At 74.1% G+C, this 14,428-nt stretch carries 13 protein-coding genes and 1 pseudogene; 9 read left to right on the top strand and 5 right to left on the bottom strand.

Going from position 1 to position 14,428, the window contains the following annotated elements; all coding sequences use genetic code 11:
• A pseudogene (locus tag BIV57_RS24655) lies at positions 1-385 on the bottom strand (hypothetical protein); the annotation flags it as partial.
• Positions 386-526: 141 nt separating this feature from the next.
• Here BIV57_RS24655 and BIV57_RS26160 point away from each other — a divergent pair.
• Positions 527-892, top strand: coding sequence for an SDR family NAD(P)-dependent oxidoreductase (locus tag BIV57_RS26160; protein WP_071657734.1), 366 nt, complete (start codon positions 527-529; stop codon positions 890-892).
• A 9-nt stretch (positions 893-901) separates the two neighbouring features.
• Entirely contained in the window at positions 902-1,606 is a 705-nt protein-coding gene (locus BIV57_RS17295) for a pentapeptide repeat-containing protein (RefSeq protein WP_079170418.1), read from the top strand.
• 52 nt (positions 1,607-1,658) lie between these two features.
• On the opposite strand, the gene BIV57_RS17290 is transcribed toward BIV57_RS17295, so the two are convergent.
• A complete protein-coding gene (locus tag BIV57_RS17290; protein WP_071657733.1) occupies positions 1,659-2,561 on the bottom strand; it encodes a TIGR03619 family F420-dependent LLM class oxidoreductase in 903 nt (300 codons plus the stop codon).
• Positions 2,562-2,643: 82 nt separating this feature from the next.
• A complete protein-coding gene (locus tag BIV57_RS17285; RefSeq protein ID WP_071657732.1) occupies positions 2,644-4,191 on the bottom strand; it encodes a Na+/H+ antiporter in 1,548 nt (515 codons plus the stop codon).
• Between the two features lie 543 nt (positions 4,192-4,734).
• Between BIV57_RS17285 and BIV57_RS17280 the strand changes: the two genes are divergently transcribed.
• From BIV57_RS17280 to BIV57_RS17260, 5 genes are all read left to right on the top strand, one after another.
• Complete coding sequence (locus tag BIV57_RS17280) at positions 4,735-5,796, top strand: helix-turn-helix domain-containing protein (RefSeq protein WP_071657731.1); 1,062 nt, start codon at positions 4,735-4,737, stop codon at positions 5,794-5,796.
• Positions 5,797-5,826: 30 nt separating this feature from the next.
• Positions 5,827-6,315, top strand: a complete 489-nt coding sequence (locus BIV57_RS17275; protein ID WP_071657730.1) for a MarR family winged helix-turn-helix transcriptional regulator — start codon at positions 5,827-5,829, stop codon at positions 6,313-6,315.
• Positions 6,316-6,460: 145 nt separating this feature from the next.
• The gene (locus tag BIV57_RS17270) at positions 6,461-7,486 is read left to right on the top strand and encodes a rod shape-determining protein (RefSeq protein ID WP_071657729.1); all 1,026 of its coding nucleotides are present in this window, start codon (positions 6,461-6,463) and stop codon (positions 7,484-7,486) included.
• Positions 7,487-7,631: 145 nt separating this feature from the next.
• The gene (locus BIV57_RS17265; protein ID WP_071657728.1) at positions 7,632-8,450 is read left to right on the top strand and encodes an RNA ligase family protein; all 819 of its coding nucleotides are present in this window, start codon (positions 7,632-7,634) and stop codon (positions 8,448-8,450) included.
• Entirely contained in the window at positions 8,440-9,606 is a 1,167-nt protein-coding gene (locus tag BIV57_RS17260; RefSeq protein WP_071657727.1) for an AAA family ATPase, read from the top strand. Before BIV57_RS17265 ends, BIV57_RS17260 begins: the two co-directional genes overlap by 11 nt.
• A gap of 101 nt (positions 9,607-9,707) precedes the next feature.
• Here the strand turns inward: BIV57_RS17260 and BIV57_RS17255 are convergent, their stop codons facing one another.
• Together BIV57_RS17255 and BIV57_RS17250 are read right to left on the bottom strand one after the other, a co-directional pair.
• The gene (locus BIV57_RS17255) at positions 9,708-10,886 is read right to left on the bottom strand and encodes a S53 family peptidase (RefSeq protein ID WP_245797759.1); all 1,179 of its coding nucleotides are present in this window, start codon (positions 10,884-10,886) and stop codon (positions 9,708-9,710) included.
• 349 nt (positions 10,887-11,235) lie between these two features.
• Positions 11,236-12,510, bottom strand: a complete 1,275-nt coding sequence (locus BIV57_RS17250) for an MFS transporter (protein WP_071657725.1) — start codon at positions 12,508-12,510, stop codon at positions 11,236-11,238.
• 190 nt (positions 12,511-12,700) lie between these two features.
• Here BIV57_RS17250 and BIV57_RS17245 point away from each other — a divergent pair, with 190 nt between their 5' ends.
• Together BIV57_RS17245 and BIV57_RS17240 are read left to right on the top strand one after the other, a co-directional pair.
• Complete coding sequence (locus BIV57_RS17245) at positions 12,701-13,345, top strand: LysE family translocator (protein WP_071657724.1); 645 nt, start codon at positions 12,701-12,703, stop codon at positions 13,343-13,345.
• A gap of 108 nt (positions 13,346-13,453) precedes the next feature.
• A complete protein-coding gene (locus BIV57_RS17240) occupies positions 13,454-14,299 on the top strand; it encodes an SAM-dependent methyltransferase (protein WP_336446690.1) in 846 nt (281 codons plus the stop codon).
• Positions 14,300-14,428: the final 129 nt, after the last annotated feature.

Raw genomic sequence — 14,428 nt, 5'->3', positions numbered from 1 at the left:
TCGCCGTCCCGCAGCGCGGCGCGCAGCCGCTCCTCGACGACGGCCAGGTCGGCGTGCGCCGGTCCCGCTGCGCGGCGCCCACCTCGGCGTCCTCCGGGCCGAGGTTGGTGGCGGCGGAGACCACCAGGCAGCCGGCCGGGTGAGCGGGGTCGGTGCAGAGGTCGGCGGCCTGCCGCAGGATCCGCGCGAAGGCGCCCTCGGCGCGCTCGCCGTAGGCGCGCAGCACCTCCTCGAGGAGCGCCCGCTTGCCGCCGAAGGCGGCGTGGCGGCTGGGCGGCGGATGCCCGTCTCCCGGGTCGGCTCCCCCACCGAGGTGGCCTCGTAGCCGCGCGTCGGCGTCTCCGGCGCCCTCCGAAGGAGGACCGGATCCCAGGTGGTTGCCCACGTCACGGCGTCGAGGGCAAGAGCGGGGAACCGGGCCGAACAACGACATGGGGAATTGGTCCCGGCGAGCGGGCACCCACGGCCCGCGCCGGCGCCGGCCGCAGGAGCCGAGCGCCTGGCACGTGACGGGGCGGCCGTCGCCGTGCACTGCGGCACCCGCGCCGAGGCCGCGGCGGAGTTCGACGCGCTGCTCAACGTCAGCCTCAAGGCGCCGTTCTTCCTGGTGCGGCACGCCCTGCTGGACGGCCGGCTGCTGGACGGCGGGCGGATCGTCAACATCTCCAGCGGGGTGGTGCGGACGGCGCTGCCGGAGATCGTCGCCTCCTCGGCGACCAAGGGCGGCCTCGACGTCTTCACCCGCCACCTCGCCAAGCAGCTCGGCCCGCGCGGCATCACCGTCGACACGGTCGCCCCGGGGTTCGTCGCCACCGACAACACCTCCTGGCTGCGCGACGACCAGGCGAAGGCGGCGCGGGCCGCGGGGGCGGGTGTCGGAGGCAGGGCCTAGCCTGCCGCCATGACGGAGCAGCGGCGCGCAGCCAAGCGGAAGAAGCCCGGCCCCCGGCGGGTGGTCGAGGCGCTGGAGGACCTCCCCTACGCCGAGTACCTCGCGGAGTGGGACGGCCGTCCGCTGCGCCCCGACGGCGACTACGACACCGTCCGCTTCGACGGCGCCGACCTGGGCGACCAGGAGTTCGCCGGGGCGCGGTTCCTGGAGTGCGCGTTCTCCTGCGTCCAGTTCGGCGCGGGCCGCGGCCGGCACGCGCGGTTCGCCGAGGCCTGGCTGGACGGCGTCCGGATGGTCGGCACCGACCTGGTGGAGGCCGCCCTGGAGGACATCACCGCGCTGCGCTGCGTGCTCGCCGGGGTGCCGGCGCACGGATCGGTGCTGAGCCGGGTGCACTTCCGCGGCTGCAAGCTCGACTCGGTGAACCTGCGTCAGGCGGTGCTGCGCGAGGTGGTCTTCGAGGACTGCGTGCTGCGCGACGTCGACTGGGGCGGGGCGAAGCTGCGCGAGGTGTCGTTCCCGGGGAGCACGCTGGAGCGGGTCACCGGCGGCCGGGCCACCCTGGTCGACGTCGACTTCCGGGACGCGGCGTCGCTCGGCTTCACCGACGGGCACGAGTCGCTGGTGGGCGGCGTGATCAGCACCCCGCAGCTGATGGACGTGGCGCCGGCGCTCGCCGCGGGCCTCGGCATCGAGGTCCGCGACGAGCGGTGAACGGTGAACGGTGAACGGCGAGCGGTGGGCGGTGAGCAGCGGGCGGTGACGCTCACCCGGCGTCGAGCAGCTCCTTGACGCGGATCGCCATCTCCAGCGCGGCCTCCGGCGTCTCGACGCACTGCTGGGCGTCGACGAAGACGCCGTGCGGGTCGTGCCGCTTGCGGACGCCGTCCAGCAGGGCGGCGACCGAGTCGGCGGTCTCGCCCGGCCCGGGGTTGTAGCGCAGGTGCATCCGGAGCGCGCCGGGGTCGCGGCCGGCGTCGTCCGCGGCGGCGCGGGCGGCGGCCCACAGCGCGGTGAGCATCTCGTCGGGGCAGACGATGCCGACCCAGCCGTCGGCGCGCCGGCCGATCCGCCGCATCGCGGCGGGCCCGAAGCCGCCCAGGTAGACGGGCGGATGCGGGAGTTGGACGGGGCGCAGCCCGACGTACGCCTCGGGGACGGTCCAGCGGGGGCCCTCGTGGGCGACGGGATGTGCCGTCCACATGCTGTGCAGGACGTCCAGCGCCTCGTCGAGGAGCGCGCCGCGGCGGGCGAAGTCCTGGCCGACGGCGGTGTACTCGTCGCCGAGCCAGCCGATGCCGAAGCCGGCGTCGAGCCGGCCGCCGGAGAGGCGGTCCAGGGTGGTGAGCGAGCGCGCCAGCAGGACGGGCGGGTAGAAGGGGGCGTTGAGGGTGCTGGTGCCGAGCCGCACCCGGGTGGTGGCGGTGGCGGCGACGGTGAGGACCTCGAGCGGATCGAGGAAGACCTTGAACGCTTCGGGGTACGGCTTCTCGGGGGTCCCGCTGCCGGGGTAGAGGTGGCTGGGGTGCGTCGGCGTCAGTATGCGGTCCGACGCCCACACCGCGTCCAGCCCGGCGTCCTCCGCGCCCCGGGCGAACGCCGCGAGCGCGCCGGCGCTGAGCCCGGGCACGGCGGCCCCGTACTGAGGAAGTGCGACTCCAATCTCCATCCCCGCACGCTAGTTGACCCAGGCACCCACCGATACCCACCGTCGGAGCTCACACCGAACGGCCCCGGGTGGGGCGCCGCGGCTACCCGCCGCCCAACCGCTCCGCCTCCAGGTCCAGCGAACGCTGAATGCGGCGCCGCGTCCCGTCCCCGATCTCGTGCGCCTCGAAGAGCCGCCGCAGCTCCGCCGTCTCCACCCCGATCAGCTCCCGCCGCAGCTCCGCATACGCCACCCCCGGCGCGTCCCCGCCGTCCGCCCCCTCCTCCAGCCGCTCCCGCGCCGCCTCCAGCCGCCCCGCCAGCGACCGCCGCATCCGGTCCACCGCCACCTCCGGCAGCGCCTCCAGCCCGCCCAGCTCCTCCAGCCTCTCCAGCGCCGCCCGCGCCACCCGCTCCCGCGCCCGCGCCTCCTCGCGCTGGGTGTCCGCCGGCTCCAGCGCGATCCCCGAGCGCCGCACCAGCGGCGCCAGCGTCAGCCCCTGGGCGACCAGCGTCACCACCAGCGTCGCCGCCACGATCACCATCACCATCGACCGCATCGGCAGGGCCAGCGGCAGCGACAGCGCCGCCGCCAGCGGCATCACCCCCCGCGTCCCCGCCCAGGAGAGCACCGCCGGCACCCGCCAGGACGGCCGCGTCCGCCCGCGCCGCCGCTGCATCGCCACCGACAGCGCGCCCACCCACAGCGTCCGGCACAGCAGCATCGCCGCGACCACCGCCAGCACCTGCAGCGGCCACCAGCGGTCCTCGCCCTCCATCGCCCGCAGCAGATACGGCAGTTCCAGCCCGATCAGCGCGAAGACCACGCTCTCCAGCAGGAACACCACCGTCCCGTAGACCGCGTGCAGCTGCAGCCGCGAACCCGCGGTGGTCAGCCGGTGGTTGCGCCCGCCCAGCAGCACCCCGGCGACCACCACCGCCGTCACCCCGGAGCCGTGCACCGACTCCGCCACCACATACGCCGCGTACGGGGTGACCAGCGCGAGCACCGTCTCCAGCACCGCGTCCTCGGTGTGCTTGCGCAGCTGCCCGACGACCAGCGCGACGACCGCGCCGACCACCGCTCCCCCGCCCGCGAGCATCACGAACTCGCCGCCCGCCGCCTCCCAGGAGACCGCGCCGCCGGCGATCGCCACCGACACCGCGACCTTGTAGAGCACCAGGCTGGTCGCGTCGTTGAAGAGGCTCTCCGCCTGGATCATGGTGCCGATCCGGGGCGGCAGCGCCAGCCGCCGGCCGAGCGCGGTGACGGCCACCGGGTCGGTGCTGGCGAGGATCGCGCCCAGCACGAACGCCATCGACGCCGGCAGCGGCGCCACCCAGGAGGCGACCGCGCCGACCACCGCGGCCGAGGCGAGCACCAGCCCGACGGCGAGCACGGTGACCGGCCGCCACACCTTCCTCAGGTCGCGCAGCGGCATCTCCTCCGCGGACGCGTAGAGCAGCGGCGGCAGCACGATGACGCCGATGAGGTCGGGCGTGACGGTGATCCGCGGGACGAACGGCAGGAAGCCGACGACCATCCCGGCTATCACCAGCAGCGAGGGCGCGGGGAGCCCGACCCGCCGCGCGCCGGTGGCCACCGCGGTGGCCAGGACGACGAGGAAGAGGACGATCGCCACGGCGTGCATCGCCGGATCCCCCTTGGGGCGCGGTCGGGTTGGGGCGATCGACACGGTCGCGCCACCCGTGGACCACCGCCGACCAGACTTCCCGGCACACCTTTGACGCACTCTATACGTACGCCGGGAGAGCGACCCGCCTCAGGAGGCGGGATGCGGCAGCGTCCAGCGCGTGGGGTCGGTGGAGCCGGTGTGCACCACCGTGATCCGCGGACCTGCGGAGCGGTCGCGGATCCTCCGTTTTGGTGCGGTTCGCGTGGCGCGCTCATCACCGAGCGTGGCAAGGGTGACGCCGTGTGCAACCATTCGGCCGTCCTCGCGCGTCGTCGTGGACATGGGGACCAGAGGGGCTGCGGGAGCGACCGCCGAGGCCGCCGCCGCGTCTGCCGGAGCAAGAGAGGGGATTGCCATGCCGACACCGTCGCCGTGCTGTCTGGCGTTCGCCTGAGGCACCCCTGAACGTCCGGTGAGAATCGCCCCGTTCCCCACTTATGTCCGCCACCGATGTCCGCACCCCGATCGCCCGCGCCGCACCACCGGGGGGACCACTCCATGCCGCTGCGCATCCACTTCACCGCCGACGACCTGGCCCGCGTCCGCCTCGCGGCGGACCCCGACGCCCTGTGGGAGCTCGTGCTGAGCCTCGCGCAGCTGCAGTCCGCCCGCGTCCCCGGCGCCCTGCCCCCGCACCACCGCGCCTGGGCGGAGCGCAGCCGGCGCCGCCTCGCCGCGCACCGCCCGCACGCCCCGCACCGCGCCCGGCACGGCGCCGTCCGCCGCCCGCCGCACCCCGAACTGCGCGGCGCGGTGCGGCTGCTGGCCGGGCTGGTGCCGCCGCGCGGCAGCTTCCCGGACTTCCTCACCCCCGCGGACGGCGGCCGGTTCGGCGCCGGCCTGGAGTCCGTCCGCGCGCTGCCCGCCGCCCGGCTCCGCGCCGACCTGGCGGAGGTCTTCACCGGGGCGCGCCGCGCCGACCGCTTCGCGCTGCACCTCGCGGACGGCGACCGGGAGGCCCGCAGCGCGCTGGAGACCGCGCTGACGGTCTACCAGCACGAGCTGATCTCCCCGCACGCCCGCGCCATGGACGCCGCGGTGCGCCGCGACCGCGCCCTGCGCGGCCGCGATCTGGCGCACGGCGGGGTGCAGCGGCTGCTGGCCCGGCTGCCGCACCCGATCCGCTGGCGGGCGCCGGTGCTGGAGACCGCGTACCCGGTCGACCGCGACCTCTTCCTGGAGGGCCGCGGCCTGCTGCTCATCCCCTCCTTCTTCTGCACCGTGCACCCGGTGAGCCTGATCGACCCCGAACTGCCGCCGGTGCTGGTCTATCCGGCCCAGGGCGAGGACGCCCCGACGCCGGCGGCCCGGCCCGCCGAACTCGGCGGCCTCGCCGCGCTGATGGGTCCGACGCGGGCGACGGCCCTGGCGGCGCTCGCCGAGACGCCGTGCTCCACCTCCGAGCTGGCGCAGCGCCTCGCCGCCTCCCCGGGGACGGCGAGCAAGCACGCGTCGGTACTGCGGGACGCCGGTCTGGTGGCGAGCGTGCGGCAGGGCCCGGCGGTGCTGCACACGCTGACCCGGCTGGGACGCGAGCTGCTGTCCGCCGGGATCCGCTGAAATGACGTTGCGCCATGCAACAATGTCCGTATGACGGAACAGAACCGTGACGACGCGATCGAGGACATCCAGCGCGAGCTGACCGCCTTCGCCCGCCGGGCCCGCACGGTCGCCGCCCAGATGCACCCCGGGCTCTCGCTGGTCGCCTACAGCATCCTCGACATGATCAGCGAGCGCGGCGGCGCCCGCGGCTCCGACCTGGCGGCGCACTTCCTGCTGGACAAGTCGACGGTGAGCCGGCAGGTCGGCAACCTGGAGCGGCTCGGCCTCGTCGAGCGGCGCATCGACCCGGGCGACCACCGCGGCCAGATCCTGCTGCCCACCGAGGACGGCGCCCGGATGCTCGCCGACGCCTACCGGCGCCGCAAGGAGATCTTCGTCCGCCGCTTCACCGACTGGGACGACGAGGACCTCGACCGGCTCGCCGGCTACCTGCGCCGCTACAACGCCTCGGGCCCGGCCCCGGGCGACCAGGAGCCCGACCCGGCGGACGCCGGCCGCACCCCCTCCGCGGGCTGACTGCACGTCACCTCCCGCCGCACGCCGTCCCCCTGACGGCCCCTCTCCGGATGCGCGGGCCCGCACGGTCCCGCAGCGTGTCACGTGGCGCACCGTGCCGAAAAGGCGCCGGTGCTGCAGGTACCGCCACAACCGGAGGGAACACGTGTCCGCCACCCTCGAAGAGCTCCGCCGCTGCACCATCGCCGTTGAACTCAGCCCCTCCCGCACCCGCGTCTGGCTCCGCGGCCAGGGCCTGGTCCTGGACGAGCCCAGCGTCACCGCCATCGACGTCCGCACCGGGGCGCTGGTGGCCGTCGGCACCCGGGCCGAGCAGATGACCGGCCGCACCCCTCCCCACATCCGCACCTGCCGGCCGATCTCCGGCGCCACCGTGGTGGACGTGGAGATGGCCCAGCGGATGCTCCGTCAGCTGCTGGGCGGACGGCTCCGCCAGGTGCGCCGCCGCCAGCCGCTGCTGCGCGCCGCGGTCAGCCTGCCGCACGACAGCAGCCCGATCGCCGCCCGCGCCGCGGCCGAGACCCTCTCGGGGATCGGCGCGCACCGGGTCACCCCGGTGAACACGGTGATCGCCGCGGCGCTCGGCTGCGGGCTGCCGGCGCAGGGGCCGAACGCCACCATGGTCGCCGTCTGCGACGCCACCACCACCCAGATCGCCGTCCTCTCGCTGGGCAGCATCGTCTCCGCGGCGACCGTGCCGATCGGCGGGGACGCCATCGACCACGCGATCGTCTCGCACCTGAGGCAGCGTCACGCCCTGATGCTGCCGAGCCAGGCCGTCCAGCCGCTGCACATGGCGCTGACCACGGCGAGCACCGGCACCGAGCAGGCCACCACCCGGGTGATGGGCCGCGACGCCCGCAGCGGGCTGGCGCTCACCGTCGAGGTCGACACGGCCGGCATCAAGCAGGCCATCGGCACGCCGATGCTGCCGGTGCTGGACGCGCTCGGCGAGGTGCTCCGCGACTGCCCGCCCGACCTGGTCGCCGACCTCGCCGAGCGGGGCCTGGTGCTCACCGGCAACACCGCCCGCCTCTCCGGGCTGGACGCCATGCTGCGGTCCGCCACCGGGATGCCGGTGGCCGTCGCCGAGGACCCGGGGCTCTGCGCCATCCGCGGCCTCGGCGCCCTCGTCGACGGCAGGGTCCGCGCGCTGGGCATCGCGGCCTGACGGCAGCGGGAGCCGGCCCCACCGCGGACCGCGAAGCGGTCCGGGTGGGGTGCCGGGGCGGGGGCGGCGGGCGGGGGCGGCGACAGCGCACCGCGCACCGCAATTGCGTTGCCGCCGCGACCGCCGGACGCGTACAACCGAGAGCATGTCATCGCAACGGGGGAGGGCCGCGCAACCGGCCCTGTTGAAGTATCCGCGCACCCAGCACCTGCAAGGCTCCCGCCTGCAACCGGGGGACGAGGACCTGGACCAGGTCCCCTTCGCCCGCGCCCTCGCCGGCCGCCACGTCGTCGTCGAGGAGAAGCTGGACGGCGCCAACGCCGCCGTCAGCTTCGACGCGGACGGCCGCCTGCTGCTGCAGAGCCGCGGCCACTACCTGACCGGCGGCCCGCGCGAGCGGCACTTCGGTCCGTTCAAGCAGTGGGCGGCCACCGTCCAGCACCCGCTCCGCGAGCGCCTCGGCGACCGCTACGTGCTCTACGGCGAGTGGATGTACGCCAAGCACACCTGCTACTACGACGCGCTCCCGCACTGGTTCTGCGCCTTCGACGTGCACGACCGCGCCACCGGCGGGTTCCTGTCCACGCCGGCCCGGGCCGCGCTGCTGGACGGCGCCCCGGTGGTGCCCGTCCCGGTGCTGCACCAGGGCCGGATCGGCTCCCTCAAGGAGCTGACCGACCTGGTCGGCCCGTCCACGGTGCGCACCGCGGCCTGGCGCGAGTCGCTCGCCGCGGCGGCCGCCGAGGCCGGCGTCGACCCGGCGGCGGCCGCCGCGCAGACCGACGCGGCCGAGGAGATGGAGGGCCTCTACCTCAAGGTGGAGGAGGGCGAGGAGACCGTCGCCCGCTACAAGTGGGTGCGGGCCGGGTTCCTCACCTCGATCCTGGACGCCGGCACGCACTGGCTGGACCGTCCGATCGTGGTGAACCGGCTGGCGGATCCGGGGGTCATGCATGCGCTCTGACGAACCGTCCGGCGCCGGGACCGACGTCTTCGCCCGGCTCTGCCCGGCCGCCCCCGGCTGGACGCTCGACTGGGACGCCGCCGTCCGGGCGCTGCCCTGGCTGCGCACCCTGGAGGGCGTCCCCCAGGACGCCGAGCACCACGCCGAGGGCGACGTCGCCGTGCACACCCGGATGGCCGCCGAGGCGCTCGCCGCGCTGCCCGAGTGGCGGGCCCGCCCGGTCGAGGAGCGGGTCCGGCTCTTCGCCACCGTGCTGCTGCACGACGCCGCGAAGCCGGAGACCACCCGCGCCGACCCGGTCACCGGACGCCTCACCGCGCACGGCCACTCCGCCCGCGGCGAGCTGACGGCCCGCCGGGTGCTGTGGCGGCTGGGCGCGCCCTCGGCATGGCGGGAGCATGTGGCGGCGCTGGTCCGCCACCACCAGGTGCCGTTCTGGGCGCTGGAGCGGCCGACCGCCGATCTGCGCGCCATCGCCTACCGGTGCAGCCTGCTGGCCGGCAACCGCGACCTGGCGACGCTGGCCCGCGCCGACATCACCGGCCGGATCTGCGGCGACCTCGACGCGGTGCTGGAGAACATCGCGCTCTTCGAGGAGTGGTGCGCCACCGAGGGCTGCCTGGACGGCCCGCGCGCCTTCGCCGGCGACCACGCCCGGTTCGCCTGGTTCCGCCATCCGGAGCGGGACCCGTCCTGGGCGGCGCACGACGACACCCGGCTGACGGTGACCGTGATGTCGGGGCTGCCCGGATCGGGCAAGGACACCTGGGTGGCCCGCAACCGCCCGGGCGTGCCGGTGGTGAGCCTGGACGCGCTCCGCGCCGAGCTGGGCGTCGCCCCGACGGACGATCAGCGCCCGGTGGCGGCCGCGGCGTTCGCCCGCGCCCGCGAGCTGCTGCGCGCCGGGACGGACTTCGTCTGGAACGCCACCAACACCACGCGGCGCATCCGCGGGCAGTGCACGGGCCTGGCGGCGGACTACGGCGCGCGGGTGGAGATGGTGGCGCTGGAGGCGCCCCGCGCGGCGCTGGTCGCGCGGAACGCGGCGCGCGATCGGGGCGCGGTCCCGGTGGCGGTCCTGGACCGCCTCGCCGCCAAGTGGGAGCCGCCGGACCTCACCGAGGCCCACACGGTCACCCACGTCGCCACGGCGTGAGTGCGCCCCGGCCCCCGTGCCCGCGTCAGCGGGCCGGTGGGGTGCCGGGGCGAAGGGGCGGAAGCGGCGGCCACGGCGAACCATGACGCCACCGCGAACCGCTACCCCTTGAAGGCCGTCACACCGTTCGGCGTGCCGAGACCGGTCGGGCCGTCGTAGCCCTTGCCGGCCGTGCACAGGTACGCCGGCGAGCACGTCCCGTTGGACCCGCTCGTCACGTCGTTCAGCGACGAGGTGTGCGCGTACGGGTCGGAGGACGGGTTCGTGCCCGCCGCGCCGCCGTCCGCGTAGACGCTGGCGATGATCGGCGAGGACGCGCTCGTCCCGCCGTAGACCGCCCAGCCGCTGCCGCCGTAGGTCTGGTAGACCGCCACGCCGGTGTACGGGTCGGCGACCGCCGACACGTCCGCGACCGTCCGCTTGCTGCAGCCGGTGTCCTTCTGCCAGCTGGGCTTCGGGTCGTAGGAGGAGCAGCCGGAGCCCGCGCCCTCGGTGGAGCTGGTGGACCAGGTCGACTCGGTCCAGCCGCGGGTGCTGCTGTCCTTCTTCAGCGAGGTGCCGCCGACCGCGGTGACGTACTGCGATGCCGCCGGGTACTCCACGCCGTAGCCGCTGTCGCCGGAGCTGGCGGTGATGGCGACGCCCGAGTGCTTGAAGTACTTGGTGTCGTAGGAGGTGTCCGAGGAGGACTCCCCGCCGCCGTAGGAGTTGGAGACGTACTTCGCGCCCAGCTTGACCGCCTCGTTCACCGAGGTGCCCAGGTTGCCCATGCTGGCGGTGGTGGCCTCCACCAGGATGACCTTGGCGTTGGGGGCGACCGCCGAGACCATGTCGAGGTCGAGGGAGATCTCGCCGGCCCAGCCGGAGTCCGCCTTCGGGTACTTGGTGGTCCCGGTCTGGGAGACCTTCTTGAAGCAGCCGCTGGCCGTGGTGCACGCCGGCAGTCCGTACTGCTTGCGGTAGGTGGCCATGTCGGCCTCGGCGTTGGGGTCGTCGTAGGCGTCGACGATGGCGATCGTCTGGCCCGCGCCGCCGTTGGCCGGCAGGTTGTAGGCGCTGCGGAGGTCGGACGGCCCGAAGCCGGACGGCGTCGCGGCGGGCTTGGCGCCCTTCTTGGCGCCGTGCGGCTGCGAGGGGTTGACCACGTGCCAGGCGTTGCACGCCATCTCCCCCTTGACCAGGGGGGTGGCGCAGTTCCGGACGGCTCCGTCGCCCTTGACGGTGGTGGTCTGCGCGGCGGGCTGTGCGGCCGGGTGGGCCGTGCTCGCGCCGGCAGGCATGGCGTTGACGGCGAAGCCGGCGACGGCGAGAGCCGCCGCGCCGCCTATCGCGACGAAGGATGCTCCACGTCGTGTGCGGGGCGCTCCATGTCGTGTGCGCAACGTACGCCTCCTGATGTCGGATCGTTCGAGGGTCGAGCACACGCGACCTCTGGGAACCCTGTGCGAGATCGCGATTGGATGATGAGATTATTTGTGCTGACGCGTCCCCAACAAGACCACCTGGCGAGCGGGTTGTATAACGGACGGCAAAATCTGCACCAAGAAGTGTCAAGGGCCCGTCAAGTCGAGTTTCCAAACATCGACTTGGCGGGCCCTTCGGTCAACTCCGGGCGACCATCGGGATCTCTTAAGGAACGGTCTGCCGCTCGCTGCCCGCCGCGGCCGCCTCCGCGGCGAAGTCGACGTGCCGCGCCTCCTTGCCGAACCAGGTCAGCACGCCCACCGCGACAAAGACCGGGATCATCGTGACGGTCAACGCGAAGGCGTACGAATGGGACTTGGCGAGCGACTGCTGGATCGGCAGGTTGAACGCCGCGATCAGATTGCCCAGCTGGTAGGTGACGCCCGGGAAGAGCCCGCGGATCTCCGGCGGGCTGAGCTCCGTCAGGTGCGCCGGGATGACGCCCCACGCCCCCTGCACCACCAGCTGCATCAGGAACGACCCCAGGCACACCATGCCCAGCGAGGTGGAGAGCGCGAAGATCGGGATCAGCGGCAGCCCGATGACGCAGGCCACCACGATCACGATGCGCCGGCCGAAGCGCTGCGAGAGCGGCCCGAAGAGCGAACCGCCGCAGATCGCGCCGCAGTTGTAGATGATCGCGATCACCAGCGCGGTGTTCGGCGAGAACTTCAGCCCCTCCTTGAGGAAGGTGGGGTAGATGTCCTGGGTGCCGTGGCTCATCCAGTTGAACGCGGTCATCAGGATCACCAGGTAGACGAGCCGGCGCAGCACGTCCTTCCGCTTCAGCACGGCCAGCGGGCTGCGGTTGCGGTCGCGCAGCCGGGCCTGGGTCCGCTCCCAGACCTCCGACTCCTTCACCCGCATCCGGATCAGCAGCGTGACGAGCGCGGGCAGCAGGCTGAACGCGAAGAGCCCGCGCCAGCCCCAGTCGGTGAGATTGGTGATCAGCAGATAGACGGCGGCGGCCAGCAGGTAGCCGAGGGCGTAGCCCTGCTGCAGCACGCCGGAGAAGAAGCCGCGGCGCTCGGTCGGCACCTTCTCCATGGCCAGCGCGGCGCCGAGGCCCCACTCGCCGCCCATGCCGATGCCGTAGAGCAGCCGCAGCACCAGCAGCACCGAGTAGTTGGGGGCGAAGGCGCAGAGGAAGCCGACGACGGAGTAGAAGGCGACGTCCACCAGCAGCGGGATGCGCCGGCCGGCGCGGTCGGCCCACATCCCGAAGAGGAACGCCCCCACCGGGCGCATCGCCAGGGTGACGGTGGTCAGGAACGTCATGTCGGTGAGGGAGACGCCGAAGTCCTTGGAGATGTCGGCGTAGACCAGCACGACGATGAAGTAGTCGAACGCGTCCATCGTCCAGCCCAGCAGCGCGGCCGTGAACGAGGCGCGCTGCTCGGGGGTGAGCGGGGTTCTTGCACGGGGAGCAGTCGTCGGCATCGCGGCCCCTTCCGAGGATAGACAACGGCCCCCATGATCCGCTCACGTCAACTCAACCAACAGGCCCGTGCACCCAGTTCCTGGAAAGCCGGGCGTGCGTCCCGGATCCGGCGACCGTTGAGGACCGCTGACCGATACCCGGTAGCAGAACTCGCTGGTCCCCGGCGCGGACGCGGCCCAGGCTGGGGGCATGCCTCCCATCCACGCGCTCGCCGGCGTCGCGGCGGTGTCCCTCGGCATGGTGCTGACGCCCGGCCCGAATATGCTCTACCTGGTCTCCCGCTCGCTCACCCAGGGGCGGCGGGCCGGCCTCACCTCGCTGGCCGGCGTCGTGCTGGGCTTCCTCGCCTATCTGACGGCCACCGCGCTCGGGCTCTCCGCGGTCTTCACCCTCGTCCCCGGGGCGTATCTGACGGTGAAGCTCGCCGGCGCCTGCTACCTGGGGTGGATGGCCTGGCAGGCGCTGCGCCCCGGCGGCACCTCGCCGTTCGCGCCGCGCGAGCTGCCCCGCCACTCCGATCTGCGGCTGTTCGCGATGGGCCTGACGACCTGTCTGCTCAACCCGAAGATCGCCATCATGTACCTCTCGCTGCTGCCGCAGTTCACCGCGCCGTCCCGCGGGCACCTGCTGGAGCAGAACCTGCTGCTGGGCCTGGTGCAGGTGGTCGTCGGCAGCTGCGTCAACGGGATGTTCGTGCTGGCCGCCGGGGCGATCGCGGCCTTCCTGGGACGGCGTCCCGGCTGGCTGAAGGTGCAGCGCTGGGTGATGGGGACGGTCCTCGGCGGGCTGGCGGTCCGCCTCGCCACCGACTCCGCGCGCCCGACGCCCGCCTGAGGGGCCGTCACCGTTTACCGCCGGCCTCGTCCGAACACCCGCGCGGACCGCCACTCACGACCTAGCATGCTCGGAGATCGAGGACGGCCGGAGCGGAGGACCTCCCACGTGCACCCCAACGCCAGCTGGATGAGCCCGGACCCGGACGACGCGATCACCGCCGTCGACCTGCACACCGACCGCGCGCACACCGCCCGGATCTACGACTACGTGATCGGCGGCAAGGACAACTTCGCCGCCGACCGCGAGGCGGCCGAGCGCACCCTGGCCGCCGCGCCGTTCCTGCGCACCTCGATGCGCGCCAACCGGGCCTGCATGCAGCGGATCATCCGGCACCTGGCCGCCGAGCACGGCATCAGCCAGTTCCTGGACATCGGCACCGGCATCCCCACCTCGCCCAACGTCCACGAGGTCGCCCAGGCGGTCGACCCGGCAACGCGCGTCGTCTACATGGACAACGACCCGATCGTGCTGGCCCACGCCCGCGCGCTGCTGCGCTCCGCGCCGCAGGGCCGCACCGCCTACATCGACGGCGACCTGCGCGAGCCGGAGGCGGCGCTCGCCGACCCGGCGCTCACCGGCACCCTCGACCTCGACCGGCCGATAGCACTCACCATCATCGCGGTGCTGCAGTTCGTGCCGGACGAGGAGGCCGTCCCGCTGCTCCGCCGCTACATGGACGCGCTGCCGTCCGGCAGCTTCCTGGCACTCACCATCCGCACCGCCGACACCGACCCGGACGGCGCGGCCCGGGTGACGGCCGGCTACGGCGACGCGGGCATCCACAGCATCACCCGCACCCGCGCCGAGGCGGAGGCGCTCTTCAAGGCCGCCGGCACCGAACTCGTGGCCCCCGGAATCCAGTTGACCTGCCGCTGGCTCCCCGACGAGGCCGCGTCCCGCCTCACCGAAACCCAGGTCAGCATGTACGCCGGCGTCGCCCGCAAACCCTGACCCACCCCGCCCCCCACCCACCGGCTCGCGCCCCGCCGGCCACCCACGGCGCGCCCCCCGACACCGACCCCGGGTGGGGTGCCGGGGCTTCGGGGCGGCACCCCCGCGCGCACCGCAGCCATTGCCGCA

The organism is Mangrovactinospora gilvigrisea, assembly GCF_001879105.1.
GTDB classification, from domain to species: Bacteria; Actinomycetota; Actinomycetes; order Streptomycetales; family Streptomycetaceae; genus Mangrovactinospora; species Mangrovactinospora gilvigrisea.
This window is presented reverse-complemented; position numbering and strand designations above follow the sequence as displayed.